Annotated in this window: 17 protein-coding genes; 14 read left to right on the forward strand and 3 right to left on the reverse strand. The window is 71.7% G+C overall.

The window, feature by feature from the left end; genetic code table 11:
* Positions 1-71: 71 nt before the first annotated feature.
* Positions 72-2,090, reverse strand: a complete 2,019-nt coding sequence (gene pknB, locus AAEP86_RS10855) for a Stk1 family PASTA domain-containing Ser/Thr kinase (RefSeq protein WP_420367348.1) — start codon at positions 2,088-2,090, stop codon at positions 72-74.
* Positions 2,091-2,247: 157 nt separating this feature from the next.
* Entirely contained in the window at positions 2,248-3,480 is a 1,233-nt protein-coding gene (locus AAEP86_RS10860; protein WP_420367349.1) for a LysM peptidoglycan-binding domain-containing protein, read from the reverse strand.
* A gap of 165 nt (positions 3,481-3,645) precedes the next feature.
* On the opposite strand from AAEP86_RS10860, the gene AAEP86_RS10865 reads away from it, so the two are divergent.
* Positions 3,646-4,011: an Rv2175c family DNA-binding protein gene (locus tag AAEP86_RS10865; protein ID WP_420367350.1), complete on the forward strand. Its 366-nt coding sequence runs from the start codon at positions 3,646-3,648 to the stop codon at positions 4,009-4,011.
* 187 nt (positions 4,012-4,198) lie between these two features.
* Here the strand turns inward: AAEP86_RS10865 and AAEP86_RS10870 are convergent, their stop codons facing one another.
* Positions 4,199-5,317, reverse strand: coding sequence for a polyprenyl synthetase family protein (locus tag AAEP86_RS10870; RefSeq protein WP_420367351.1), 1,119 nt, complete (start codon positions 5,315-5,317; stop codon positions 4,199-4,201).
* 83 nt (positions 5,318-5,400) lie between these two features.
* Between AAEP86_RS10870 and AAEP86_RS10875 the strand changes: the two genes are divergently transcribed.
* From AAEP86_RS10875 to AAEP86_RS10935, 13 genes are all read left to right on the forward strand, one after another.
* On the forward strand, positions 5,401-5,796 hold the full coding sequence (locus tag AAEP86_RS10875; RefSeq protein ID WP_420367352.1) for a DUF3040 domain-containing protein: 396 nt from the start codon (positions 5,401-5,403) through the stop codon (positions 5,794-5,796).
* 474 nt (positions 5,797-6,270) lie between these two features.
* Complete coding sequence (gene mraZ / locus AAEP86_RS10880) at positions 6,271-6,702, forward strand: division/cell wall cluster transcriptional repressor MraZ (protein ID WP_058729729.1); 432 nt, start codon at positions 6,271-6,273, stop codon at positions 6,700-6,702.
* 105 nt (positions 6,703-6,807) lie between these two features.
* The gene (rsmH, locus tag AAEP86_RS10885) at positions 6,808-7,779 is read left to right on the forward strand and encodes a 16S rRNA (cytosine(1402)-N(4))-methyltransferase RsmH (protein WP_420367353.1); all 972 of its coding nucleotides are present in this window, start codon (positions 6,808-6,810) and stop codon (positions 7,777-7,779) included.
* A 1-nt stretch (position 7,780) separates the two neighbouring features.
* Positions 7,781-8,548 (forward strand): hypothetical protein, encoded by a 768-nt coding sequence (locus tag AAEP86_RS10890; protein WP_420367354.1) that lies wholly within the window; start codon positions 7,781-7,783, stop codon positions 8,546-8,548.
* 73 nt (positions 8,549-8,621) lie between these two features.
* A complete protein-coding gene (locus tag AAEP86_RS10895) occupies positions 8,622-10,391 on the forward strand; it encodes a peptidoglycan D,D-transpeptidase FtsI family protein (RefSeq protein ID WP_420367355.1) in 1,770 nt (589 codons plus the stop codon).
* Between the two features lie 14 nt (positions 10,392-10,405).
* Positions 10,406-12,052 (forward strand): Mur ligase family protein, encoded by a 1,647-nt coding sequence (locus tag AAEP86_RS10900; RefSeq protein WP_420367356.1) that lies wholly within the window; start codon positions 10,406-10,408, stop codon positions 12,050-12,052.
* The gene (locus AAEP86_RS10905; RefSeq protein WP_420367357.1) at positions 12,049-13,551 is read left to right on the forward strand and encodes a UDP-N-acetylmuramoyl-tripeptide--D-alanyl-D-alanine ligase; all 1,503 of its coding nucleotides are present in this window, start codon (positions 12,049-12,051) and stop codon (positions 13,549-13,551) included. Before AAEP86_RS10900 ends, AAEP86_RS10905 begins: the two co-directional genes overlap by 4 nt.
* A complete protein-coding gene (gene mraY / locus AAEP86_RS10910; RefSeq protein WP_420367358.1) occupies positions 13,548-14,651 on the forward strand; it encodes a phospho-N-acetylmuramoyl-pentapeptide-transferase in 1,104 nt (367 codons plus the stop codon). The genes AAEP86_RS10905 and mraY overlap by 4 nt, the downstream gene beginning before the upstream one ends.
* Positions 14,644-16,194, forward strand: coding sequence for a UDP-N-acetylmuramoyl-L-alanine--D-glutamate ligase (gene murD, locus AAEP86_RS10915; protein WP_420367359.1), 1,551 nt, complete (start codon positions 14,644-14,646; stop codon positions 16,192-16,194). The genes mraY and murD overlap by 8 nt, the downstream gene beginning before the upstream one ends.
* Positions 16,157-17,452, forward strand: a complete 1,296-nt coding sequence (gene ftsW / locus AAEP86_RS10920) for a putative lipid II flippase FtsW (protein ID WP_420367360.1) — start codon at positions 16,157-16,159, stop codon at positions 17,450-17,452. The genes murD and ftsW overlap by 38 nt, the downstream gene beginning before the upstream one ends.
* On the forward strand, positions 17,449-18,588 hold the full coding sequence (locus AAEP86_RS10925; RefSeq protein ID WP_420367361.1) for a UDP-N-acetylglucosamine--N-acetylmuramyl-(pentapeptide) pyrophosphoryl-undecaprenol N-acetylglucosamine transferase: 1,140 nt from the start codon (positions 17,449-17,451) through the stop codon (positions 18,586-18,588). Before ftsW ends, AAEP86_RS10925 begins: the two co-directional genes overlap by 4 nt.
* Entirely contained in the window at positions 18,585-19,988 is a 1,404-nt protein-coding gene (murC, locus tag AAEP86_RS10930; protein ID WP_420367362.1) for a UDP-N-acetylmuramate--L-alanine ligase, read from the forward strand. The genes AAEP86_RS10925 and murC overlap by 4 nt, the downstream gene beginning before the upstream one ends.
* Positions 19,985-21,259, forward strand: coding sequence for an FtsQ-type POTRA domain-containing protein (locus AAEP86_RS10935; RefSeq protein WP_420367363.1), 1,275 nt, complete (start codon positions 19,985-19,987; stop codon positions 21,257-21,259). The genes murC and AAEP86_RS10935 overlap by 4 nt, the downstream gene beginning before the upstream one ends.
* The last annotated feature ends 34 nt before the right edge of the window (positions 21,260-21,293 follow it).

Here is a 21,293-nt window from a genome sequence, read left to right on the forward strand (position 1 = left end):
GCACCGGACGACCCGGTGGTCCGAGCGCAGCGCGCCGCCGCCCGGTGCGACAGCAGCCGCGGTCCGCGCGCTTACTGCTTGTACGAGAGCGTCACCGTGTCGCCGCGGTACACGGTCGCCCCCGGCGCCGGGTCCGTCGCCTCGACGGGCAGCGACGACTTCCAGTCGTAGAAGCCGCAGAGGATGTTCGTGCAGTCGGGAACGGAGACCTCGAGGCCGAGCTGCTGGAGGGTCGCAGTCGCGTCGTCGATCGTCTTGCCGTGCACGTCCGGGAGGGTGATCGGCGTCGGGCCCTTCGACACCACGACGTCGATCGCGGTGCCCTTGACGACCGGGTCGGCCGCCGGGGTCGCCGACAGGATCTGGCCCTGCGGGACGTCGTCGCTGTACTTGCCCTCCTGGGCGCCGAGCGTCAGGCCCACGGCGTCGAGCGCGGTGGTGGCGGCGTCCACGGTCTTGCCCACGACGTCGGGGACGGGGCCGAGCGACACGGTGAGGGTGACCGGTCCGCGTTCGCCGTAGGTCCCTGCCGTGCCCAGGTCGACGGTCGCGCCGTCGGTCCCGCGTCCGGTCGCCGCGATGACCGTGTCCTTCGTCGCATCGGCGGAGAACTGGTACTGGTCGTCCTGCAGGGTGAAGTCGTCGTCGAGCGCCGCCGTGACGGTCGAGATCGGCTGGCCGACGATGGCGGGAAGCGCGATCATCCGCGGGCCGTCCGAGACGACGATCTGCACCGCGGTGCCCTTCCGGACCTCGCGTTCGGCCGCGGGCTTGGTCGTCGAGACCTGGCCCTTCGCGACCACGGCGTCGAAGCGGGCCCCGGTGGCGCGTGCGGTGTGCAGGCCCTGCGCCTCGATCAGTTGGCGCGCCTGGGACACGGACTTGCCGGCGACCTCGGGGATGCGGACGTTGCCCCACGGACCCGGGCCGAGCGCCCAGCCGATCGTGCCGCCGACGATCGCCACGAAGAGCACGACGGCGAGCACGATCCAGCCGCGCTTCCGGCGCTTCGCGGACTTGTCGGCCAGGCGCTGGGCGGCGGGGGACAGGGCGCCCGGCTGGGCACCCGTGCGTCGGGGACCGGGGGTGTTGCGGCCACCACGGGCGGGTGCCTGGCGCGTGGCGGGCTGGATGATGGTCGTCGCGTCGCCCGAGTCGGCCGAGGACGGGGTGGCGGCACTGCCGCCGGCTGGCAGGATCGCGGTCGCGTTCTCGGGGCGCAGCACGGCCGTCCGGTACTGGCCCGTGGCACGCTGCTGGTCGCCCGCCATGTGGTCGAGCATCTCGCGGGCGTCGCTCGGCCGGTCGTCGGGGTTCCGGGCGGTCGACCAGGCGACGAGGTCGTCGAGCTCCGACGGCACGCCGGGCATCGCCGCGCTCGGCGCCGGGACCGAGTCGTTCGCGTGCTGGTAGGCGATCTGCATGGGCTGCTCGCCCTTGTAGGGCTGCTCGCCGGTGAGCATCTCGTAGAGCATGATGCCGAGTGCGTAGATGTCGCTGCGCGAGTCGGCGGCCCCGCGCGTCACGAGTTCGGGGGAGAGGTACGCGATCGTGCCGAGCAGCGCGGCCCCGGTGGCGGTGTTCGCGGTGGTGGCGCGCGCGAGGCCGAAGTCGCCGAGCTTGATCCGACCGTCGTCGGCGAGCAGGACGTTCTCGGGCTTGAGGTCGCGGTGGACGATGCCGGCGCGGTGTGCCGAGGCGAGGCCGGCCAGGACGGCCCGCAGGATGTCGGTCGCCTGCTCCGGGGTCAGGGCGTGGTGCTCCTGCAGGAGGTCCCGCAGGGTGATCCCCGGGATGTACTCCATGACGATGTAGGCGGTGTCGTCCTCGGCGCCCTGGTCGTACACGCCGACGAGGTTGGGGTGCGAGAGCCGGGCCGCTGACCGGGCTTCCTGGATGAAGCGCTCCCGGAAGGCCTGGTCGTCCGCCAGGTGGCCGTGCATGATCTTGATCGCGACGCGACGCTCGAGCCGGACGTCGGTGGCGAGGTACACCGTCGCCATGCCCCCGCGCGCGATGCGGGAGCGCACGCGGTACCGGTGATCGATCATGCGACCGATCATCGGGTCCGTTGCGGCGTTGGTGGTCATCGGCGGCATTCTACGAATCGGGGACGCACGCACCGGCACTGACGCACCGGTCGTGACCGAATCTCGATCTTGGGGATGACTCGGGTCCGCCGGGCGGCCAGTCGAGGACGGTCACCGGCGGTCAGGAGGCGCGGTCCGCCGTGGTGGCGAGTCCGGGTCAGAGGGACGCGAGCAGGTGCTTCGCCGTGTTCTCCCACTGCGCGTAGGCCTTGGGGTACGCGGACACCTGCACGGCCTGCGCCGCGGTCGCGACGTTCATCGACGACCAGCCGGCCACGTCGAGCAGGCCACGGGTCTTGCCCGGGTTCCCGGTGAAGAAGCGCTTCGCGGCGGTCGCCGGGTCCTGCAGCGAGGCGGCGGAGCCCCATCCCTGGCTCGGACGCTGCTGGAACAGCCCGACGGAGTCGCGGTCGCCGTGCGCGAGGTTGCGGAGGCTCGACTCCTGCATCGCTGCGGCCAGGGCGACGACGATGCCGTGGTCCGGCACGCCGAGCGAGCGGCCGACCGAGACGATCGTCGCCGCGTTGCCCCGCTGCTCTGCGGAGAGCGACGGCCCGGAGGACGGCAGGACGAGCGTCTTGCCGGCGTAGATCGTGCTGGTGTAGCTGAGGCCGTTCGCCGACAGGAGCGACGACACGGAGACGCCGTGCGCCGCTGCGATCGACGCGATCGTGTCGCCGGTCCCGATCCTGACGCTGCCGGCCCGGGCCGACGACGTGGTCGATCCGCCGGAGGACACGGACGCGCCGCCGCCGCGTGCCGCGGTCGGCTGCGCGGAGCCGGCCGTCGGCACGCGCAGGGTCTGGCCGGGGTAGATGACCGAGCGCATCGACAGCTGGTTGGCGCTGAGGAGCGCGGTGGTGGAGACGCCCACACGGGATGCGATACCCGACACGGTGTCGCCCTGCTTGACGTGGTAGCTGCCCGTGCTCGACGTCGTCCGCGTCGAGGCGGTACGGACCGCCGGCGTCGACGCGAGGTGCAGCGTCTGACCGGGGTGGATGATCGTGTTCCAGCCGAGGCCGTTGCGGACCAGGACCTCCTGCGCGGACAGCCCGAAGCGGGCGGCGATGCCCGACACGGTGTCGCCCTGGCGCACGGTGTAGGTGGTGGGGGCCTTCGACGTCGCCGCCACGGTGGTCACGGTGGTCTGCGACGGACGGGCGACGGCGGTGCTGAACACGGGCCGGTCGCCGACGTTGCGGTCGACCGCGCGGTCCTGGTCGACGTGCCGCTTGTGGGCGCTGTCGTCCTCGTGGTGCTGATCGGCGTGTGCGACCGGGCCGGTGAGACCGGCGGTCACCGCGATCGTGCCCGCGAGGACGATGGGCATGGTGGCGAACCGGGCGGATCGTGCGCGCCGGGCGTCTTCGTCTGCAGCGTTGTCCACGGGTGTCTCCTGTCGCGTGCGGTGAGCCGTGCGCGTGCGTGCGCACTCACAGGTGCTGCAACGCTGGCACGGCGCGGTGTCCAAGTCAACCAGAGAGTCGCATGTTCCGTGTGTGACGGATGTGACGAACGAGGCAGTGTGCGGCTCCGGCCCACTTGCGGCAACATGGGGCCTGTGAGTGCTGCACCCGCCGACGACCTGACCCTCTCCGAGCGCTGGCTGACCGTCCCCGAGCTGGTGGACCTGTTCAGCACCAGCCCCGGCCGGATCCACCGCCTGTTCGAGGAGAAGACCCTCCTCGCCGCCCGGGTCGGTGGTGTGCTCCGGGTGCCGATCGAGTTCCTCGAGGACCGGGAGCCCCTGCACGAACTGCGCGGCACCCTCACCGTGCTGAGCGACAACGGCTTCACCGACGACGAGGCGGTCCGCTGGATGCTCTCCGTCGAGGACGCGCTCGGCACCTCGCCGATCGCCGCGCTCCGCGCCGGCCGCAAGGCCGAGGTGCGCCGCGTGGCGCAGTCGCTCCTGTAGCCCCGTCGCTCCTGACGGCCGGTCGCACCTGCAACCCGGCCCCGCGGCCCGCGACCGGTCCCAGTGACGGACGGGAGGCGCGGTGCCGGCTGGCACCGCGCCTCCCGACCGAGGCTCGGTCGCCCTTCTCAGTGGCAGTGCTCCGCGCTGCTCCGGGCGGGGCGCGCCCGTCCGACGACGGCCGCGTCTACGCCACGCGGCGGCTGACCGTGTCGGCCAGGGCGACGAGCTGCTCGCGGGCCGACGGCGTCAGCGGCGCCGCGTCGATGGCGGCCTTCGCCCGCTGCACGTGCCGGTCGATCGAACGCTCGACCGCGGCGACGGCTCCGGACTCGGTCAGGGTCGCGCGGAGCATCTGCACCTGTCCCTCGTCGAGGTCCGGGTCGCCCAGGAGCTCGTCGAGCAACTGGCGGGGGCCGCTCGCGAGCGTCTTGCGGGCGGAGGCGATGAGGACCGTGCGCTTCCCCTCGCGCAGGTCGTCGCCGGCGGGCTTGCCGGTGACCTCGGGGTCACCGAAGACGCCGAGCATGTCGTCGCGCAGCTGGTAGGCCACGCCGAGCGGCAGGCCGAACGCGCGGAGCCCCTCGAGCTGCGCCTCGGTCGCGCCGGCCACGAGGGCGCCGATGAGCAGGGGTGCCTCGACGGAGTACTTCGCCGACTTGAAGACGATGACGCGCTGGGCGCGGACGAGGTGCTCGGCTTCGTCGATGGAGGGCCACGCGGTCTCCTCGTGCACGTCGAGGTACTGCCCCGCCGTGACGTCGAGGCGCATGGTGTGGAACTCCTGCCGGACGATGCGGCCGCGGGCGGGGTCGAGCAGCGCCAGGCCCTCGTCGAAGACCGCGTCGCTCAGCGAGAGCAGGAGGTCGCCGAGCAGCAGGGCGGAGTTCGTGCCGTAGAGGCCGCGGTCGCCGACCCAACCCGACCGTTCGTGCAGGGACTCGAACCGGCGGTGCGCTGCGGGGCGTCCGCGACGGGTGTCCGAGCGGTCCATGATGTCGTCGTGCACGAGCGCCGCGGCGTGGAAGATCTCGAGGGCGGCGGCGACGGTGACGATTGCCTCGGCGGTGGTCTGACGGGAGCCCTCGGCGAGGGGGTCGAACGAGCCCGAGCGCCCGGCGACGGACTGCCACCCCCAGTAGCAGAACAGTGCGCGGAAGCGCTTGCCTCCGGAGAGCAGGTCACGCGCGTACTCGTCGAACGGGGCGAGGTCCGGACTGATGGCGGTGAGCCGGTCGCGTTGGTCGTCCAGCGCCCGGTCGATGCGCGCCGACACGAGGTCCACTAATCGCGTACTCTCAGCCACACTCCCTACCCTAGTGGAGTGGTCGGGACGTAGACTCGACCCACCTCAATCACGCGTCGATCCCAGGAACAGAGGGAACACAGATGCCACTCTCGGAGCAAGAGCAGCGACTCCTCGAAGAGATGGAGCGGAGCCTCTACCAGAATGACTCCGACTTCGTGGCGCGCGTCACACGCCGCCAGGGTCGTCCGAGCTACACGTCGATCACGCTCGGGGTGCTCGGAGCACTCGCCGGTGTCGCGATCGTCATCGTCGGGCTCGTCCTCCGCCAGCCACTGATCGGCATCCTCGGGTTCGTCGTGATGCTCGCCGGCGTCCTGTTCGCCCTGCGTCCCGGCATGCGCGCCCCGAAGGCGAAGGCGCCTCGGTCGGGCAGGTCCTCCGGCCGCCCGTCGCGTCCGGCTGCCGGCGGTGGCAACGGTGGCTCGTTCATGGACCGCATGAACGACCGCTGGGACAAGCGGAACGACCAGAGCTAGCACCACTCCACACTCCTCCACGGGGTCGGTCCTTCGGGACCGGCCCCGTTTCGTGTGTCCGGGGCGGGGACGGGCCCGGAGTCGAGGCCCCGGCCGGGACCGGGGCCAGGGCCGGGGCCGGGGCCGCTGAGATCGCACTCCGTGGCGGTCCTGGCGGCGACGAACTCGCGGAAGTGCGATCTCGGCGAGCGTCCGGATGGCCCGTACCGGTCCGTGCCGGCACGTCCCGGCGCCGCCGCGCCGTCCGGTCGACCCCGGGCTGCGAAAGTCCTCCACTTTCCTCCACGCCCTCCACTCCGCTCCACCGGCCAGCCCTTCCGCGGATCCGCGCGGCCTGGCAGCGGGTCGGGCGCCCCTCAACCGCCCCAGAACGGGGCACGAAGGCGATTCGGGGAGCGTTTTCCTCGGCAGGGGGAGGGGAGTGGAGTAAAGTGGTGCACGCAACGGTCCGGTGGAGCGGAGGGGAGGCCCGACGTGCTACTCGGTACCCATGCCCCGAAGCTCGACGAGAAGGGTCGCGTGATCCTCCCCGCCAAGTTCCGGGACGAACTGTCCGGGGGACTCGTGATGACCCGCGGGCAGGAGCGCTGCGTCGTCGTCTTCAGCGCGGACACGTTCGAGCAACTGCACGAGCGCATCCGCACCGCTCCGATGACCTCGAAGCGCACCCGGGACTACATGCGCCTCTTCCTCTCGGGGGCGAGCGCAGAGACGCCCGACAAGCAGAACCGCGTCACCATCCCGCAGAACCTCCGCGAGTACGCGGGGCTCGAGCGGGACCTGACGGTCATCGGCAGCGGTGACCGTGCCGAGATCTGGTCGACCCCCGCGTGGGAGGCCTACTACGCCGAGGTCGAAGAGGGCTTCGCCGACAACGACGAGGAGGTGATCCCGGGGATCTTCTGATCCGTGGATCGGGACTCCCAGCCGTCCGCCCTGACACACCTTCCCCGGTGTCAGGTCGCATGGATGGGGATCCGGAGCCGCGGCCCAGGAGACGAGGGGCTGCACATGGCAGGACAGGACCAGACCGACGGGGCACCGCGGTTCCCGCACACCCCGGTGATGCTGGAGCGGATCGTCGACCTCTTCACGCCCACGCTCGACGGGCCGGGCAAGGTCGTCGTCGACGCGACGCTCGGCATGGGCGGCCACTCCGAGGGACTGCTCGAGCGCTTCCCCGAGCTGACGCTCATCGGGCTGGACCGTGACACCGACGCGCTCGGCATCGCCGGCGAGCGGCTGGCCCGCTTCGGCGACCGGGTCCGCCTCGTGCACACCGTCTACGACGGCATCGCCGACGCGATCGAGGGCGAGGGCTTCACCGAGGTCCACGGTGTCCTGTTCGACCTCGGCGTCTCGTCCCTCCAGCTCGACCGTGCCGAACGCGGTTTCGCCTACAGCCAGGACGCCCCGCTCGACATGCGGATGGACCGGACCGAGGGGCAGACCGCGGCCGACGTGCTCGCCACCTACGACGAGGGCGAACTGCGTCGCATCTTCCAGCGCTACGGCGAGGAGAAGCTCGCGGGTCGCTACGCCCGTGCCATCGTCGAGCGCCGCGCGACCGCGCCGTTCGAGATGTCGGGTGACCTGGTGCAGGTGCTCCACGACGCGACGCCGGTGGCCGTGCAGCGGCAGGGCCACCCGGCGAAGCGCGTGTTCCAGGCGCTGCGCATCGAGGTCAACGCCGAGCTGAGCGTGCTCGAGCGTGCGATCCCGGCAGCGCTCGACGCGATCGCGGTCGGCGGCCGGATCGTCGTCGAGTCGTACCAGTCACTCGAGGACCGCATCGTCAAGCGGGCACTGGTGGAGCGCACGAAGTCCAGCGCCCCCGCCGGCCTGCCGGTCGAGCTGCCCGAGCACGCCCCCACCTGGTCCCTGATCGTCAAGGGCGCCGAACTGGCCGACGAGGCCGAACGCGCCGCCAACCCACGAGCAACCCCCGTGCGCCTGCGCGCGGCCGAGCGGATCCGGAAGTGACATGAGCACGAACCTCGCACTCGTCGACCCCGCCGTCGTCCCGTCCCGCGCCCCGCGGCCCGAGCGACGGCCGGAGCGCCACGACCGGCCGGAGCTGGTCGAGGTCACGCCGACCCGCGCGCAGCGTCGGGCCCGTCCCCGGATCGCCTACGCCGTCGTCGCCGTGGCGTCGCTCGGCATCCTGCTCCTGGCGCAGCTCGGCATCAGCATGGTGCTCAGCCAGGGTGCGTACACGCTCGACTCCCTCGGTGCCGAGCAGACGAACCTGGCGCGGACCCAGCAGTCCCTGTCGGAGGACCTCCGTGTCCTCGACTCGCCGCAGAACCTCGCCCGGAACGCGCAGGCGCTCGGGATGATCGCGAACTCGACGCCGGTCTACCTCGACCCGCGCACCGGCCGGGTGTACGGGACGCCGACGCCGGCGGTCGCCGACCAGGCCACCGCGAGCACGGAGAACCAGGTGCCGAACTCGCTGCTGGCGGACGTCCCGCTCGCGGCGAAGCAGGGGGACACCTCGACGAGCAAGGCGAGCGGGTCGACGACGGGCAGCGACAGCACGGCGTCCTCCGCTGCCGGCACCGCCACCGACCCCGGGGCGACCGCCGGCGCGGCCGGTGCCGCTGCCGCGGCCGACACCGCCGCGGCCGACACCGGGAAGACGGCCGCCGACACTGGGAAGACCGCAGGCGCCAGCGCGTCGGGCGGGGCATCCTCGACGGCCGACGTAGAGTCCGACGCGAACCAGCTCCAGGCGCCCTCCACCCGGTGACCTCGGGGCCGGGGGAGCCCGAACCAGCTCGCCCCGACGCACCACCGCCGACGCCTCGGAAGGACCGCACCGCGTGACGAAGACGATCCGCAGCCGACGACTGCGCTACAGCGTCGTGATCATCGCCGTGATCGCCCTGGTGGCGGTCTTCGTGATCCGTCTGGTCGACATCCAGGTCGTGCAGGCCGCCGACCTCAACGAGCAGTCGAAGGCCAAGCGCAGCATCCCCGTCACGATCTACGGCACCCGCGGTTCGATCGTCGACCGGAACGGCACCGAACTCGCCGACAGCGTCACTCGGTACAACATCACCACCTCGCCCCGCCTCGTGAAGAATTTCGAGGGCAAGCTCGGCGGGACGCGGATCAAGCAGGTGTCGGTCGAGCAGGCGTTGACCGCGATCGCGAAGGCCTCCGGCGGCGACGTGGGGACGATGCGGAAGAACATCGCCGCGGACCCGAAGTCCGACTTCGCCTACCTCGTCAAGGGGCTCGACGTGAAGCACTACGAGGCCGTGAAGGCGCTCGGCGTCCCGTGGACCTACCCGGAGCAGCAGTCGGCGCGGACCTACCCGACCGGCGCCACGACGGGCAACATCACCGGCTTCATGGGCACCGACGGCGCGCAGGCCGGCCTCGAGTACGCCTACGACAAGTGCCTCGCGGGTGCCAACGGCTCGGAGACCTACGAGCGCGGTGAGGACGGCGTGCAGCTGCCCGGCAGCACCGTGACCACCAAGGAGGCCAAGGACGGCGGCACGCTCGAGACGACGATCGACAGCGACCTGCAGTACATGGCACAGCAGACGATCGCCTCGGCGGCGAAGACGCTGCGGGCGGAGTCCGCGACGGCGACGGTCACCAGCGTGAAGACAGGCGAACTCCTCGCGATCGCGGACTACCCGACGGTCGACCCGAACGACGTCGACGCCACCACCGACAAGGGTGCCTTCGGGTCGCGGGCGCTGACCGCGTCGTACGAGCCGGGGTCGACGATCAAGGCGGCGATCGCGGCGGCGCTCATCGACCAGGGCAAGTCGAGCCCCACCGACCAGGCCACCGTGCCGTACACGCGGTCGTTCCCCTGGGGCGGCTCGATCAAGGACGCCGAGTTCCACGCGACCGAGCACCTGACGCTGGCCGGGATCCTGCAGAACTCGTCGAACGTCGGCATCACGATGCTCGGCGAACGCCTGACGCAGCAGCAGCGGTACGAGTACATGAAGAAGTTCGGGCTGTTCCAGCCGGAGTCGGCGATCGACTACCCCGGCCAGCCGACGATGGACTACGGCTCCACGCCCGACTGGAGCCAGCAGACGAACATCAACTCGATGTTCGGGCAGGGCATCTCGACGACGGCGATCCAGGTCGCGGGCGTCTTCCAGGCGATCGCGAACCAGGGGGTGCGCATCCCGCTGCACTTCGTGAAGGGCTGCGAGACGTCCGACGGCAAGACGATCGACGCGCCCGACGTGCAGCCGACGCGCGTCGTGTCCGCCGCGGCCGCCACGCAGGTCACCGACATGCTGCAGAACGTCGTCAAGGGCGGCACGCTGTCGGGCATGGACCCGATCTCCGGCTACAACATCGCCGCGAAGACGGGGACCGCCGAGGTCGCCGAGGGATCGAAGGGCTACGGCAGCCAGCGCATCATCTCGGTGGCCGGAATGGCACCCGCCGAGGACCCCCAGTATGTTGTCACGGTGACGTTCACGAAGCCGCAGGCGAGCAAGTTCTCGTCCGCCGCGGCTCCGGCGTTCCGAACCCTCATGTCCCAGGTGCTCGAGAAGTACCGAGTAGCCCCCTCCACGTCGCAGGCGAAGCTGTACCCGTCCACGTGGTGAGGAAGAAGGAGCACTTGTCCGCACGGATCCCCCCGGTCCTCCGACCAGAACACCCGACCCCGAGGGCGGTCGCCGAACTCGCGAACGCGTTCGGTCTGCGGGTCGTCGGCTCGCTCGACGCCGTCGAGACGACCGGCGTGACGCTGAGCGCCGCCGAGGTGCAGCCGGGCGACCTCTTCGTCGGTGTGCACGGCGCGAACCGCCACGGCGCGCAGTTCGCGACCGAGGCCGCCGAGCGCGGCGCGGTCGCGGTCCTGACCGACGCCGACGGTGTCGCCCTGGCGGAGCCGTCCGGCCTGCCGGTCCTCGTCGTCGACGACCCGCGCGCGGCCCTGGGGGACGTGTCGGCGTGGGTCTACCGCACGCACCCGGACGAGGCCACGGACCTGCCGCAGCTGTTCGCCGTCACCGGCACGAACGGCAAGACGAGCACCTCGTACATCCTCGAGGGGATCCTCAAGCAGCTCGGGCTCGTCACCGGCCTCAGCTCGACGGCCGAGCGCCACATCGGCTCGCTCAGCGTGACGAGCCGCCTCACCACGCCCGAGGCCAGCGAGATGCACGCGCTCCTCGCCCGCATGCGGGAGAGCGAGGTCCGCGCCGTCGCCGTCGAGGTGAGCGCGCAGGCCCTCAGCCGGCACCGCGTCGACGGCATCGTCTTCGACGTCGCGGCCTTCACGAACCTGTCGCACGACCACCTCGACGACTACGCCGACATGGAGGAGTACTACCACGCGAAGCTCCCGCTGTTCGAGCCGGAGCACGCCCGTCGCGGCGTCGTCTCGCTCGACACGGACTGGGGCCACCGCGTGGTGCAGGACTCCCGCATCCCCGTGACGACGATCACCGTGCACCCGGACGTCGAGGCCGAGTGGCACGTCGACATCGTCGAGGCCCACGCCGCCTACACCGAGTTCCGCCTGACCGGACCGGAGGACCGCGAGCTCACCACCCGTGTCCCGCTCATCGGCTGGCACATGGCCGCGAACGCCGCGCTGGCGATCGTGATGCTCGTCGAGGGAGGCTTCGAGCTCGGCGCGATCGCGCACGCGCTCGAGTCGGGCCACCGTCGCTACGCCGATGAGGACGACGCGGGTGAGCGTGACGGCGGAGCACGCCGCGTGTCCGCCATCGAGTGCTACCTGCCCGGCCGCACCGAGCGGGTCTCGGGGGACCGCGGTCCCAGCGTGTACGTGGACTTCGGGCACAGCCCCGACGCGTTCGAGAACACCCTCGCCGCCGTCCGGCAGTTCACCCCCGGCAAGGTCCTCATGCTGTTCGGCGCCGACGGCGACCGCGACAAGACGAAGCGCGCCGACATGGCCCGCATCGCCGCGGCCGGGTCGGACATCCTCGTGATCACGGACCACCACCCCCGGTTCGAGGACGCCGCGTCGATCCGGAAGACCCTCGTCGACGCCGCCCGCGCGGCCTACCCGGAGCACGAGATCCACGAGGTCAGCCCGCCCGAGGCCGCGATCCGCACGTCCGTCGGCCTGCTCGGCGACGGCGACTCGATCCTGTGGGCCGGACCCGGCCACCAGGACTACCGCGACATCCAGGGCGTCCGCACCCCGTACTCGGCTCGCGACGAGGCCCGCCAGGCCCTCCGCGAGGCCGGCTGGGAGCCGACTGCCGGCCCCGCCGAGGACGACCGATGATCGCCCTGACCCTCGCCGAGATCGCCGCTGCGGTCGACGGCGAGCTGATCCCCGGCGCCCAGGCCACGGACGTCGCCGACCAGGGCGACCTCGTCGTCGACGGGGCCGTCGAGACCGACTCGCGGCTGGTCCGTCCGGGCAGCGTTTTCTTCGCGCTGCCCGGCGAGGTCACCGACGGGCGCCGCTTCGTGCCGGCCGCCACCGAGGCCGGTGCAGCGCTCGTCGTGACCCCCGAGCGCGTCGAGACGAGCGCCCCGCAGATCGTCGTGCAGGACGGCTACGCGGCCCTCGCCGCGCTCGCGCACGAGGTGGTCACCCGCGTCCGGATGGCGAGCGCCGACCGCGTCGACGCCGACGGCCGCCCGGCACCCCTGCGGGTGGTCGGCATCACCGGCTCGAACGGCAAGACGAGCACGAAGAACATGCTCCGCACGATCCTCGAGCAGCACGGGGCGACGATCGCGCCGCAGGGGTCGTTCAACAACCACGTCGGCGCACCGATCTCGATGCTGCGGATCACGCACGGCACCCGGTACCTCGTCGTCGAGATGGGGGCGAGCGGCGTGGGGCACATCGCGAAGCTGGTCGCGATCGCCGAGCCCGACGTCGGCGTCGTCCTCAAGGTGGGCCTCGCGCACGCCGGCGAGTTCGGCGGCATCGAGGCAACGCAGCGCGCCAAGTCCGAGATGGTCACGGACCTGCCGGCCACCGCGACGGCGCTCCTGAACGTCGACGACGACCGCGTCGCGTCGATGAGCGACCTGACGGCCGCGCACGTGGTCGGCTTCGGCACGTCGGCGGAGGCCGACTACCGCATCACCGGCATCGAGACGGACCGCAGTGGCACCCGCTTCACGCTCACCGCGCCTCCCGTCCGTGGTGGCGACAGCCGGCCTGGAGGCACGGATCACCTCCCCGAGACCGTCGACGTCCGCCTCGCGATCCTGGGCGAGCACCACGCGATGAACGCGTCCGCCGCGCTCACCGTGGCCCACCTCTGGGGCGTGCCCCTCGCCGCCGGTGCGGCGGCGCTCGCGTCGATGACGCGCGCCGAGCGCTGGCGCATGGAGCTCCTGCAGGACGGTCCGGAGGGCGTCACCGTCATCAACGACGCCTACAACGCATCGCCCGACTCCACCGCGGCGGCGCTGCGGACCCTGGCGCAGATCGTGCGTCCGGGGGAGCGGACCGTCGCCGTGCTCGGCGAGATGGCCGAGCTCGGTGAGTACTCCGTCGAGGAGCACGACCGCATCGGTCGGCTCGTCGTCCGCCTCGGCATCGGACAGCTCGTGGTCGTCGGCCGCGGCGCGATGCCGATCCACCAGGCCGCCACCCTCGAGGGATCGTGGGACGGCGAGTCCGTGTTCATCGAGGACGTCGACGACGCCGTCCACCAGCTGCAGGACATGCTCCGCCCCGGCGACGTCGTCCTCGTCAAGTCCTCGAAGTCCGCCGAACTGCGATTCCTCGGCGACCGCCTCGGAGGTGTCACCGAATGATCGCCCTCCTGATCGCCGGCGCCGTGTCGCTGGTGTTCACACTGCTGCTCACGCCGTTGTTCATCAAGCTGTTCCACCGCCTCGGCTGGGGACAGTTCATCCGCGACGACGGCCCCCAGTCGCACCACACGAAGCGCGGGACCGCCACGATGGGCGGCATCGTCCTCATCATCGGCGCGGTGCTCGGCTACTTCGTCGGCCACCTGGTCGGTCGTGACTCCGTCACCCTGTCCGGGCTGCTCGTGCTCTTCCTGATGGTCGGCCTCGGTTTCGTCGGGTTCATCGACGACTTCCTCAAGGTCCGGCGACAGCGGAGCCTGGGGCTGGGCGGCTGGGCCAAGGTGCTCGGCCAGGTGATCGTCGGCGTGATCTTCGCGACGATCGCGCTCGTCGTCCCGACGGCGAACGGCAAGCCGCCGGCGTCGACGATGATCTCCGCGATCCGGGACGTCCCGTGGCTGGACTTCATGGCCCTCGGCACCGTGATCGGCACCGTGCTGTTCCTGGCGTGGATCGTCCTGCTCACCGTCTCGACCTCGAACGGCGTGAACGTGGCGGACGGCCTCGACGGACTCGCCACCGGGTCGAGCATCCTGGCGATCGGCTCGTACGTCATCATCGGGTTCTGGCAGTCGAACCAGATCTGCGGCGGCGCCCGGCTCGACGCCAACACCGCGCACGCCTGCTACACCGTGACCAACCCGCTCGACCTGGCCGTCGTCGCGGCCGCGGTCTGCGGCGGCCTCATCGGCTTCCTCTGGTACAACACCTCGCCGGCACAGATCTTCCTCGGCGACACCGGGTCGCTCGGCCTCGGCGGTGCGCTGGCGGGTCTCGCGATCCTCAGCCGCACCGAGCTGCTCCTCGTCCTCATCGGCGGGCTGTTCTTCATCGTCACCGGCTCGGTCATCCTGCAGCGCGCCTACTTCAAGATCACCCACGGCAAGCGCATCTTCCGGATGAGCCCGTTGCACCACCACTTCGAACTGAAGGGGTGGGCCGAGGTGACCGTCGTCGTCCGGTTCTGGATCATCGCGGGGCTCTGCGTCGCGGCCGGTGTCGGACTCTTCTACCTGGAATGGATCGCACGAGTTGGTTGACGCCGCCCCGACGCCCGCCGGTCGCCTCGACGGCCTCGACAGCTGGTACGCCGAGGGCTGGAAGGGCCTGAACGTCGCCGTCCTGGGCCTCGGAGCCTCGGGCTTCTCGGTCGCCGACACCCTCGTCGAGCTCGGCAGCGAGGTCACGGTGTACGCCCCCGAGGGCCCCTCCGACACGGTGGAGCTGCTCGACGTCATCGGCGCACGGTTCGAGCGCACCCCGCTCGACGCCGTGCCCGCGGTGCTGGAGCAGCAGGGACCCGACCTCGTGGTCGTGTCGCCCGGCCTGCCCCCGCACAACGCGACCGTGCAGTGGGCCGTGGCGAACAGCACCGTCTGGGGCGACGTGGAGCTCGCCTGGCGCGTCCGTGACAAGGTCGTGCGCGGCCCGGTCGCCGCGCCGTGGGTGACGATCACCGGAACGAACGGCAAGACGACCACCACGCAGCTGACCACCGCGATGTTCGAGGCCGGCGGCCTCCGCGCCGTGGCGTGCGGCAACATCGGCGTCCCGGTGCTCGACGTCGTCCGTGACCCGGACGGCTTCGATGTGCTCGTGGTCGAGCTGTCGAGCCACCAGCTCCACTACCTGCCGACCACGGGGGACGGCGCCCTCGTGCCGCTGGCCAGCACCTGCCTGAACATCGCCGACGACCACCTCGAGTGGCACGGCTCCGCCGAGGCGTACCGCGCGGCGAAGGCGAAGGTCTACGAGCGCACCGTGATGGCCTGCGTCTACAACACGACCGACGACGCCACGCGTCGCATGGTCGAGGACGCCGACGTCGTCGAGGGGTGCCGGGCCGTCGGCTTCGGCCCGGGCATCCCCGCGCCGGGCGACGTCGGGATCGTCGAGGACGTCCTGTGCGACCGCGCGTTCGCCGAGAACCGGCAGAGCAGCGCGTTGGAGCTGGCAACCGTCGCGGACCTCGAACAGGCCGGGCTGGCCAGCCCGCACATGACCATGAACGTCCTGGCGGCCGCCGCGCTCGCCCGTGCCGCCGGCGTGCAGCCCGCGGCGATCCGCTCCGCGGTGCAGGGCTTCCGCACCGACCACCACCGCACCGAACTCGTCGCGACCGCGGACGGGATCGCCTGGGTGGACGACTCGAAGGCCACGAACCCGCACGCGGCCACCGCGTCGTTGGCGTCGTTCGACAAGGTCGTCTGGGTCGTCGGCGGCCTCTTCAAGGGCGTCGACGTCGACGGACTCGTCGAACGCTTCGGTCCGGACGTCCGCGGCGTCGTCGTGATCGGCACCGACCGCGCACCCGTGCTCGAGGCATTCGCGCGACACGCGCCCGGGGTGCCCGTCCTGCAGGTCGAAGCAGCGGACACTGATCAGGTCATGCCCGAGGCGGTCCGGCATGCCGCTTCGGTCGCGAGACCGGGCGACACGGTCCTCCTCGCCCCGGCCGCGGCGTCGTTCGACCAGTTCGGCTCCTACGCGGACCGGGGGCGTCGATTCGCGGCGGCGGTCCACGAGCACCTGGGAGGCAACGCCGATGGCGACACCGACGGACTTCCCGGCGAACGGGCGTAGCCCGCGCAGCACGGCCGGCAGCACGGCCGGCAGCGCCACCGGAAACGTACCCGGTGCCCGTGGCACGGACGGTGCCCGTCGGCCGAACGGTGCCGTGGTCGCGGTCAAGAACGTCTTCGTCGCCGAGTCGAGCACCTTCTACACGATCCTCGGCGTGACGCTCTTCCTCGTCGTGTTCGGCGTGGTCATGGTGCTGTCCTCGTCGAGCGTCGAGCAGTACGCCGCGACCCACGACTTCTTCGGAGCGGCGTCCCGGCAGGGGCTCTACGCCGTCCTCGGCGTGCCGCTCATGCTCGTCGCCAGCCGCGTCCCGGCGCGGTGGTGGCGGAAGTGGGCGATGCGCCTGCTCGGCGCCGCGCTCGTGCTGCAGCTGCTCGTCTACACGCCGCTCGGCATCGACGTGCAGGGCAACCGGAACTGGATCGGCATCGGCTCGTGGTTCACGGCGCAGCCGTCGGAGGTCGTCAAGCTCGGCCTGGCACTCGGCATCGGCGCGATCATGTACGTCAAGCGGGACAAGATCGACGACTGGAAAGAGGTCTTCGTCCCCGTCGGGATCGCCTCGGTCCTCGCGCTCGGGTTGGTCGTGCTCGGCGGTGACCAGGGCACCGCGATGATCATGGTGCTGCTCGTCCTCGGCGCGCTGTACGTCGGCGGCGCCCGGGCGAAGCACCTGCTCGTCGGGGTCGTGACGATGCTCGTCGTGCTGCCGTTCGTGACCATGGCCTCGACGTCACGGCAGGTGCGCATCAGTGCCTGGCTGTCCGGCTGCACCGACTCGAACCAGTACCAGGACCTCTGCTGGCAGCCGGTCCACGGCATGTGGGCACTCGCCTCCGGCGGGGTGTTCGGCGTCGGGCTCGGCAACTCGAAGGCGAAGTGGTCGTGGCTGCCCGAGGCGGACAACGACTACATCTTCGCCATCATCGGCGAGGAGCTCGGGCTCGTCGGCGCCGTCGTCGTGCTCGCCCTGTTCGTCGTGCTCGCGATCAGCATGATCAAGGTCATCCGCCAGTCCCGCGACCCGTTCGTGAAGACGGTGACCGGCGGGATCATGGCGTGGATCATCGGCCAGGCGCTCGTCAACATCGCCGTGGTGCTCGGCCTGCTGCCGGTCCTCGGCGTGCCCCTCCCACTCATCTCCGCCGGTGGGTCCGCGCTGATCATGACGCTCGTCGCCATCGGCGTCGTCCTGTCCTTCGCGCGGGACCTCCCCGGCAAGAACGCCCTCGCACCCACGAACGGACCACTCCGGTGAGCACGTACCTCTTCGCCGGCGGTGGCACCGCCGGGCACGTCAACCCCCTGCTCGCCGTCGCCGACCGGCTGACCGAGCGGACGCCCGATGCCCGTGTGCTCGTGCTCGGCACCGCGGAGGGCCTGGAGTCACGGCTCGTCCCGATGCGCGGCTACGAGCTGTTGACCATCCCGCGCCTGCCGTTCCCCCGGAAGCCGAACGCCGCGGCCCTGCGCTTCCCCGGTGCGTTCTGGCGCGCGGTGCAGCGGACCGAGCAGCTCATCCGCGAGCACGAGGTCGAGGTCGTCCTCGGCGTGGGCGGCTACGCGGCCGCGCCCGCGTACGTCGCGGCCCGGCGGACCGGCACCCCGATCGTCGTGCACGAGCAGAACGCGAAGCCCGGGCTGGCGAACCGCCTCGCCGCGTTCCTCACCGACCACGTCGGGCTGACCTTCTCGAACACCCGGCTGCGGCACGGCCGCGTGGTGGGCATGCCGCTGCGCCGCGAGATCGAGTCGCTCGACCGCCGTGCGGCCAGGGCCGAGGGGCTCGCCGAGTTCGGTCTCGACCCGGCCCGGCCGGTCCTGCTGGTCACCGGCGGATCCTCCGGCGCCCGGAGCATCAACCGCACCGTCAACCGGTCGGCGGCGACCATCGTCGGGGCCGGGTGGCAGGTGCTCCACGTCGTCGGGGCGAAGTCGGACATCGGGCCGAGCGACCTCGACGGCTACCACGTGCTGCCGTACTGCGACCGGATGGACCTCGCCTACGCGGCGAGCGACTTCGTGGTCTCGCGGTCCGGTGCCGGCATGGTGTGCGAGCTCACCGCCGTCGGCCTGCCGAGCGTGCTGGTGCCGTACCCTGTCGGCAACGGCGAGCAGCGGCACAACGCGAAGGACGTCGTCGACGCCGGGGGAGCGGTCCTCGTCGCCGACGGGGAATTCGACGAGGACTGGGTGACGTTCCAGCTGCTGGACATCCTGCAGGACCGCGCCCGCATCGCCGACATGACGGTCCGCGCCGGCAGCGTCGGGCACCGCGACGGCGCCGATCGGATGACGGACCTCGTGCTCGACGCCGCGAAGCGCGCCGGCACCGGGACGGGCGCGAGCAGCGGGACCGACGCCGGCACCACCAGCACCACGGAGGAACGATGACCATCAAGCCGGACCTGACGCAGCCGATCCCGGACGACCTCGGCACGGTGCACTTCGTCGGCATCGGCGGCTCCGGCATGAGCGGCATCGCGCGGCTGTTCCTCGCCGCGGGCCACCGTGTGACGGGCAGCGACTCCCGCGAGACCGCCACGACGGGCACGATGCGCGAGCTCGGCGCCGAGGTGCACATCGGCCACGACGCCGCGAACGTCGGCGACGCGGACACGATCGTCGTGACGAGCGCCCTCTGGCCGGACAACCCGGAGCTCCTCGAGGCACAGCGTCGCGGCCTGCCGGTGCTCCACCGGTCGCAGGCCCTCGCCGCCCTCATCGCCGACCACCGCCTGGTCGCGGTCGCCGGCGCGCACGGCAAGACGACCTCGACGGGCATGATCGTCACCGCCATGGTGGAGCTCGGGCTCGACCCGAGCTTCGTCAACGGCGGTGTCATCCAGTCCCTCGGCACCAGCTCGGCGCCCGGGTCGAGCGACCTGTTCGTGGTCGAGGCCGACGAGTCCGACGGCTCGTTCCTGCTCTACGACGTCGCGGTCGCGCTGATCACCAACGTCGACGCGGACCACCTCGACCACTACGGCAGCGAGGACGCATTCATCGACGCGTTCGTCGAGTTCGCCGCGAAGGCGTCCGAGCGGATCGTCATCTCGAGCGACGACGCCGGCGCGAAGCGGGTCACCGCCGGGGTGCGGCAGCGGGCGGACGCCCCCGAGGTCGTCACCTTCGGCGAGGCCGCCGACGCCGACGTCCGCATCGAGGGCGTCACCGAGTCCGCGGGGGTGGAGGTCGACTTCCGGGCAGCCGGCACGGCGTACCACCTGACGCTCCGCGTCCCCGGTCGCCACAACGCGGTGAACGCCGTCGGTGCCTTCGCGGTCCTCACCGGCCTCGGCGTGGCCCCGGCCGACGCGATCCGCGGCATCGAGGCGTTCGGCGGGACGCAGCGTCGCTTCGAACTGCACGGCGTCGAGCGCGGTGTGTCGGTGTACGACGACTACGCGCACCACCCGACCGAGGTCGCCGCGGCGCTCAAAGCCGCACGGAACGTCGTCGGCGACGGTCGGATCATCGCGATCCACCAGCCGCACCTGTACTCGCGCACGCGCTTGATGGCGGGCGACTTCGCGAAGGTCTACGAGGAGCTCGCCGACCACACCGTCGTCCTCGACGTGTACGGCGCGCGCGAGGACCCGGAGCCCGGCGTCACCGGCGCCCTGGTCCAGGAGCGCTTCGCCGACCAGTCCCGCGTCGAGTTCCTGCCCGACTGGGACGAGGCCTCGGCCCGTGCCGCGGCGGTCGCGCGTAACGGCGACATCATCATGACCCTGAGCTGCGGCGACGTGTACCGCATCATCCCGCAGGTCCTCGAGGCGCTGTCCCGGTGAAGCGTCCCGAGGGGTTCGACGAGCGTCCGGTCCAGCCGGACGCGTCGGCCGACGACGCCTCGGCGCCGCGGCAGCGCCGTGCCCCGCTGATCCCGCGGCGTCGCCCGCGCGACCCGGCTCCCGACGGCCTGGAGGCGCGCCCCGACACCGCCGGGTCGGTCCCCGTCGACGACACGGCCGGGTCCACCGCCGACGCGCCCGCCACGGCAGGGGCACCGGACGCGTCCGGTGCGTCGGCCCGCGACCGGGCCGGCGCCTTCGCCGGTGCGGCCGGACGCCGGCTGAACGTGGGCTTCTCGACCGTGAAGGACCGGCTCCGCGAGTACACCCCCGACGAGGACCACCCCGGGTCGCACCCTGCTCCGGGCGTCGCGCACCGCAGCGACGGGGTGCGGGGCGCGGACACGGGTGCGGTCGTCGCCGACCTCCACGCGGACGCGGCCCACCACGACGAGCACGAGACCCCGATCGGTGCCGGCGTCCGTGCCGCGGAGACCGCCCGTGAGGCACGGGTGGCGAAGCGCCGTCGTCGGCTCCTCGAACGCGCCGAGGTCCGTCGCTTCACCCGGCGCAGCCGGCACCGTCGTGCCTGGTGGATCACCGGCGCGAGCATCGTCCTGGTCTTCGGCGTCTCGATCCTCGTGGCCGTGTACTCGCCGCTGATGGCCCTGCAGACGATCGAGGTCAAGGGCACGAACCGTGTCGACGACGCGCAGCTCCGTCGGGCGCTGTCCGACCAGATCGGCACGCCGCTGGCACGCGTCGACTTCGAGGAGATCAAGCGGGACATCGCGGGCTTCCCGCTCATCGAGAGCTACGTCACCGAGGAGGCGCCGCCCCACACCCTCGTGGTGACGGTCACCGAGCGCACCCCGGTCGTCGCGGTCCGGTCCGGGAAGTCGTTCGACCTCGTCGACCCCGCCGGCATCGTCGTACAGTCGTCGCCCACGCAGCCAGCGGGCATGCCGGTGGCCGACATCGGCAGCGCCAGGCTCGGGTCCCCGGTGTTCCGCACCATGACCGAGGTCGTGCTGGCGCTGCCGTCGGCCGTGCGCACGCAGGTCACGAGCGTGCGGGCGTCCACCGCCGACGACGTGACGCTGAGCCTGAAGGACAAGTCGACCGTGGTCTGGGGCAACCCGGACGACTCCGATGCGAAGGCGGCGCTGCTCGCGGCCCTCGTGAAGGACCACGCGGCACGGAACCCCGGGGTCGTCGTCGAGTACGACGTGAGTGCGCCGGACAACGGCGTGATCCGCGCGGCGAAGTGACCTCGACGAGATTTGCGCGACGCGATCGACGACA

The organism is Curtobacterium sp. L1-20, from assembly GCF_048755855.1.
Classification (GTDB): Bacteria; Actinomycetota; Actinomycetes; order Actinomycetales; family Microbacteriaceae; genus Curtobacterium.

What these genes read in the sequence shown, in the direction of transcription:
- pknB (WP_420367348.1), bottom strand. Translation starts at nt 2,090, where the DNA reads ATGACCACCAACGCCGCAACGGACCCGATGATCGGTCGCATGATCGAT.
- AAEP86_RS10865 (WP_420367350.1), top strand. Translation starts at nt 3,646, where the DNA reads ATGGGGCCTGTGAGTGCTGCACCCGCCGACGACCTGACCCTCTCCGAG.
- AAEP86_RS10875 (WP_420367352.1), top strand. Translation starts at nt 5,401, where the DNA reads ATGCCACTCTCGGAGCAAGAGCAGCGACTCCTCGAAGAGATGGAGCGG.
- rsmH (WP_420367353.1), top strand. Translation starts at nt 6,808, where the DNA reads ATGGCAGGACAGGACCAGACCGACGGGGCACCGCGGTTCCCGCACACC.
- AAEP86_RS10890 (WP_420367354.1), top strand. Translation starts at nt 7,781, where the DNA reads ATGAGCACGAACCTCGCACTCGTCGACCCCGCCGTCGTCCCGTCCCGC.
- AAEP86_RS10905 (WP_420367357.1), top strand. Translation starts at nt 12,049, where the DNA reads ATGATCGCCCTGACCCTCGCCGAGATCGCCGCTGCGGTCGACGGCGAG.
- mraY (WP_420367358.1), top strand. Translation starts at nt 13,548, where the DNA reads ATGATCGCCCTCCTGATCGCCGGCGCCGTGTCGCTGGTGTTCACACTG.
- ftsW (WP_420367360.1), top strand. Translation starts at nt 16,157, where the DNA reads ATGGCGACACCGACGGACTTCCCGGCGAACGGGCGTAGCCCGCGCAGC.
- murC (WP_420367362.1), top strand. Translation starts at nt 18,585, where the DNA reads ATGACCATCAAGCCGGACCTGACGCAGCCGATCCCGGACGACCTCGGC.